The organism is Streptomyces sp. NPDC054840, assembly GCF_053611065.1.
In genome coordinates this window covers 1-4,607 of sequence record NZ_JBSGZP010000601.1, presented here as the reverse complement: position 1 = coordinate 4,607, position 4,607 = coordinate 1, and the positions used below count along the sequence as shown (strand labels likewise).

The 4,607-nt window shown below is 72.1% G+C and carries 5 protein-coding genes; all 5 read left to right on the top strand.

What is annotated here, in order from left to right:
* Nucleotides 1–193 precede the first annotated feature (193 nt).
* Entirely contained in the window at nucleotides 194–1,153 is a 960-nt protein-coding gene (locus ACWGIU_RS30470) for an aldo/keto reductase (protein WP_453711188.1), read from the top strand.
* A gap of 94 nt (nucleotides 1,154–1,247) precedes the next feature.
* Nucleotides 1,248–2,756, top strand: a complete 1,509-nt coding sequence (locus ACWGIU_RS30465; protein WP_453711186.1) for an alpha/beta hydrolase — start codon at nucleotides 1,248–1,250, stop codon at nucleotides 2,754–2,756.
* Nucleotides 2,757–2,925: 169 nt separating this feature from the next.
* On the top strand, nucleotides 2,926–3,606 hold the full coding sequence (locus ACWGIU_RS30460) for a transcriptional regulator (protein WP_453711184.1): 681 nt from the start codon (nucleotides 2,926–2,928) through the stop codon (nucleotides 3,604–3,606).
* Between the two features lie 343 nt (nucleotides 3,607–3,949).
* The gene (locus ACWGIU_RS30455; RefSeq protein ID WP_453711182.1) at nucleotides 3,950–4,123 is read left to right on the top strand and encodes a hypothetical protein; all 174 of its coding nucleotides are present in this window, start codon (nucleotides 3,950–3,952) and stop codon (nucleotides 4,121–4,123) included.
* A 94-nt stretch (nucleotides 4,124–4,217) separates the two neighbouring features.
* The coding region (locus ACWGIU_RS30450) for a DUF2252 family protein (protein WP_453711180.1) at nucleotides 4,218–4,607 on the top strand (390 nt) is incomplete at its 3' end.

Here is a 4,607-nt window from a genome sequence, read left to right as displayed (position 1 = left end):
GAGCCGCCACCGTACGGCCCAACCGGCGGCGGAGCGACCGCCGCCGCGACCACCGCCCGGTCTCCATGTGTCTCTGCATTCGGACATCATTGGGTATGCGCCGGTCAGGCCGTGCATCGGGCCCGGTGTGAGCCGTCCCGCATCGCCGCCGGAAACGGTGAGGCGCACGGCGGAGACCCCATAGGGTGGGACGGTGACGAACGCGAGTGCGAGCCCCGGCAGCGACCGAGTGCTGTACGGGTGCATGGGCCTGGGCGGGAGCTGGGACCCCGACCCGTACGGTCCCGCCGACATCGACGCGGCCGAGGCGGCCGTCGTCGCCGCCCTCGACAGCGGCATCACCGTCTTCGACCATGCCGACATCTACCGGCACGGGAAGGCCGAAGCCGTCTTCGGTGAGGTCCTCGCGCGCACGCCCGGGCTGCGCGAGCGCATCACGCTCCAGACCAAGTGCGGGATCCGGCTGGGCGACAAGGACCGCCCCGGCATGTACGACCTGCGCGGGGAGAGCATCGCGCGGCGCGTCGAGGAGAGCCTGACCCGGCTGCGGACCGATGTGATCGACGTCCTCCTCCTGCACCGTCCCGATCCGCTGGCGGACGTGGACCGGACAGCCTCCGCGCTGAGCTCCCTGCACCGCCAGGGCCTCGTACGGGGCTTCGGCGTGTCCAACATGGGCGCCGCGCAGATCGCCCACCTCCAGGCCCGGCTCGACATACCGCTGGTGGCGAACCAGCTGGAGATGAGCCTGCACAGCCGTGCCTGGGTCGAGGCCGGAGTCCTGCTGAACACACCGGAGTCCACGAGGAACGGGTTCCCGTTCGGCACGCTGGAGCACTGCCGCGACCACGGCATCCGCCTCCAGGCCTGGGGCGCGCTGGCGCAGGGCCGGTTCACCGGCCGCGAGGAGACGCCCTCCGAGCGGGCCACCGCGGCTCTGCTGGCGGAGCTGGCCCGGAAGAAGGACACCACGCCCGAGTCCGTCCTGCTGTGGTGGCTGATGCGGCACCCCGCCGCCATCGCGCCGGTCATCGGCAGCGCGCGCCCCGAACGGATCCGTGCCTGCGCCGACGCGGTGCTGCGCGAGCCCGAGCTCACGCACGAGGAGTGGTACGAGCTCTGGATCACGGCCCGCGGCCTGCCGCTGCCCTGAGCCGGCGGGGAAAGGGGAGCGGGGGGTTAGCCCCACCGGTGGTCGACCGGCACGCCGGATGGGACCAGGAGGTGAGATCAACCAGCCTGGTGCCATGACGACTTACCGGCAGAACAAGGCCCTGGTCCTCGCCCTCGCCACGGCCACCGTGGCGGCCGCTCTGACCGCGACCGCCGCACCGGCCGGGGCCCGGCCCGCACCCGCCGGCCCGCAGCTCGACTGGCATCCCTGTACCCATCCGGGCGCGCCCGCCGCCCAGGAGTGCGCCGAGCTGCCCGTCCCCCTCGACTACGACGACCCCGACGGCCGGCAGCTCACCGTCGCCGTCTCCCGGATCCGCAGCGACCGCCCCGGGGCACGGCGCGGCACGCTCGTCGTGATACCTGGCGGCCCCGGCGGCTCCGGTCTGCAGCGCCTGACGCAGAAGGCCGACGCCCTGCGGCGGGAACTCGCCGGAGCTTACGACCTCGTCGCCTTCGATCCGCGCGGAGTGGGCGCCAGTACCACCGCGACCTGCGACCTCGCCCCTGAGGACCGATACCTGACCAGCCTGCGGTCCTGGCCGGGCCCGAACGGCGAGATCACCGAGAACATCGCCCGCTCCCGGCGCATCGCGGCGGCCTGCGCCCGCAACGGCGGCCCCGAGCTGCGCAGTTTCACGACGGCCAACCAGGTCCGCGACATGGACCGCTTCCGCGAGGCGCTCGGCGAGCGGAAGCTCTCCGCCTGGGGCACCTCGTACGGGACGTACGTCGGTGCCGTGTACGCGCAGAAGTACCCCGGGCACACCGACCGCTGGGTCCTCGACAGCAGCGGCGACCCCGACCCGAAGCGGGTCGCGCGCGGCTGGCTCGCGAACATGTCGCAGGGCGCGGCGGACCGCCTCCCCGACTTCGCGGCCTGGGCCGCCCACCCCGACCGGGACCGGGACGGCCTGCGACTGGCCGCAGGGCCGCAGGAGGTGGAGCCGCTCCTCGTCTCCCTCGCGGCCCGGCTGGACCGCGAGCCGAGGACGACGACGACCCCCGGAGTGCCGCTGACGGGCAACGGCCTGCGCCAGGCCCTCCAGAACGCGCTCTACGCCGACGCCGCCTTCCCGTCCTTCGCCCAGCTCGTGCAGGCGGCCCAGGACCCGGCAGGGGCCCTGGTGCTCCCGAAGGAGCTCGCCGCGCCCATCCCGAACGAGGACGCCGCGCTCATGGTCGGCGTCATCTGCAACGACGTGGCGTGGCCGGACGCGCCGATGGCCGCGTACCGGCGGGCCGTCGACGCGGACCGGGCCCGCTACCCGCTCACGGCCGGCATGCCGGTGAACGTACTGCCCTGCTCCTTCTGGAAGACGCCTACGCAGAAGCCGACCCGGATCACCGACGACGGCCCGTCCAACATCCTCATGCTGCAGAGCCGCCGGGACCCGGCCACCCCGTTCGCCGGCGGCCTGAAGATGCGCGAGGCGCTGGGCGGCCGGGCCCGCCTGGTCACCGTCGAGCAGGGCGGCCACGGGTTGTACCTCGGCAACGGCAACGCGTGCGGCGACCGGGCCGTCACCGAGTTCCTCAGGAGCGGCCGCCGCCCGGCCCAGGACACGGACTGCGCTCACTGATGCTCGCGGGCTTCGCAGCCGGAACCCCTGTGCAGCCTTGGATCCGTAGGCATATGGACGGATCTACCCGCTTGAGCTTCTATTAGTGTGCCCGCGCTTGGTGTTCATCCATCAATCCGTCCTCCCCTCGACCGCCACGCGCCCGAGGGGACTGCGAGGTGTCTCGTACGTGCACAGCACCATTCCCTTGTCCCGGGCCGAGGCCAGATCCGCGCGCGCCCGCATGGGCCTGACCACGACCCAGGTGGCCCACTCCATGGCCGCCTGCGGCACCCCCGTCCACCCTCAGCTCGTCCTGGCCTGGGAGCAGGGCGCCCAAGTGCCCTCCGACCGGCAACCCTTCGCCCTGGCCGACGTCCTGTGGTGCGACGCCACCACGCTGATGGGCATCGCACCGCGCACCCACGCCGAGCACCGGCCGGCCCGTCGGCTCACCGTCGATCGGCTGGCGTACCGCATAGGCATGGACCCGTCCGAGTACCGCGCGGCCGAATCGGCGCGCCAATGGCACGGGGACACCTGGCAGACCAGGGCACTCGTGGAGGCCCTCGGGCTGTCGCTGCGCGAATTGATCGCAATCATGGGACGGGTGGAGGAGCTGGCCGAGCGCCTGCGGTCGGCCGTCGCCGGGCGGTGGAAGACGTACGTGGACCCGGTGGTGGAGATCGTGGTGGTGGACGCGACGAGCGTCGGTGACGCGCTGCGCACGATGCACACGGAGTTCGCCGCCTTCTCGGAGCGGTACATGGGACACCTCGTCGCGCGTAACGACGACGCCCGACTCAAGGAGATCGCGGCGGTATTTGATCTTGGGATCCGAAGGTTCTCGACCGGAGGGCGCTCACCATAGCCAAAGGTCGTGTTTCCTCGCGAGTAATCTTCCGGCAACGTCTCGGCCGCGTCACCGTCATCGCACCGGTCCCGCGCAACCCGTACGACGTCACCCCCTCGCCGGGGTGACGGCCCCACCGGCCGCCTCTCTTCCGGTCGGAGGCGGAACTCCGGGCCGCCGCAGGGCTCCTCACCGGCCGGGGCGATCGCCCGCGGATCCTTCCGCCTCCCGCCCCACCGCACTTTCCGTACGGTCATGGCCCCCAATTCCCATCTGTACTTGTGGGTACTGCGGCCGAATGGCGCCGGGTTTGATAGTTCTGGACTGGTCCGGTGTGAGAAAGCTGCGGGAAGGACACGGCATGTTCGATCTACTGCGCCCGGAGACCGTCATGTGTCCCTTCTGCAAGGCCACCGCCGCCGACGGAGTGGTGCGGACTCTGCGGACCGGAGCGCGGTCACTGTCGGTGACCTGGCACGCCCTCAACTGCCCGCACTACGCGGCCGACCGGATCCTCGCCGAGAACGAGAGCTGACCGGAGCTGTCCCCGGACCGCTCCGGGGACGGCGACATGCGGGACACGACCCGTACGGCGAGGATGAGGAGGGACCGGCGACGAGGAGCGGCGCATGACCAGTCCAGCTGAGCGGCTCCGGCGCGGACGGGCCGTCCGCAAGATCACCGGCCGCGCCGCGCACGGGCGGTGGACCGCTTCACCGGACCGGCCCGACCCCATCGGAGTACTGCAGCGGCAGGGCGTCGACCGGGTGCCCGAGCTGCTGCCGATCCGCTACGGCCGGATGGCGGCATCGCCGCTCGCCTTCCTGCGCGGTGCGGCCGCCGTCATGGCCGACGACCTGGCCACCGCACCGCAGACCGGGCTCACCGTCCAGCTGTGCGGGGACGCGCACCTGCTGAACTTCGGCGTGTTCGCCTCACCCGAACGCGCGCTGCTCTTCGACCTCAACGACTTCGACGAGACCTTCCCCGGCCCCTTCGAATGGGACGTCACACGGCTC

Coding starts and splice junctions, on each gene's coding strand:
- ACWGIU_RS30465 (WP_453711186.1), top strand. CDS start 1,248: ATGACGACTTACCGGCAGAACAAGGCCCTGGTCCTCGCCCTCGCCACG.
- ACWGIU_RS30455 (WP_453711182.1), top strand. CDS start 3,950: ATGTTCGATCTACTGCGCCCGGAGACCGTCATGTGTCCCTTCTGCAAG.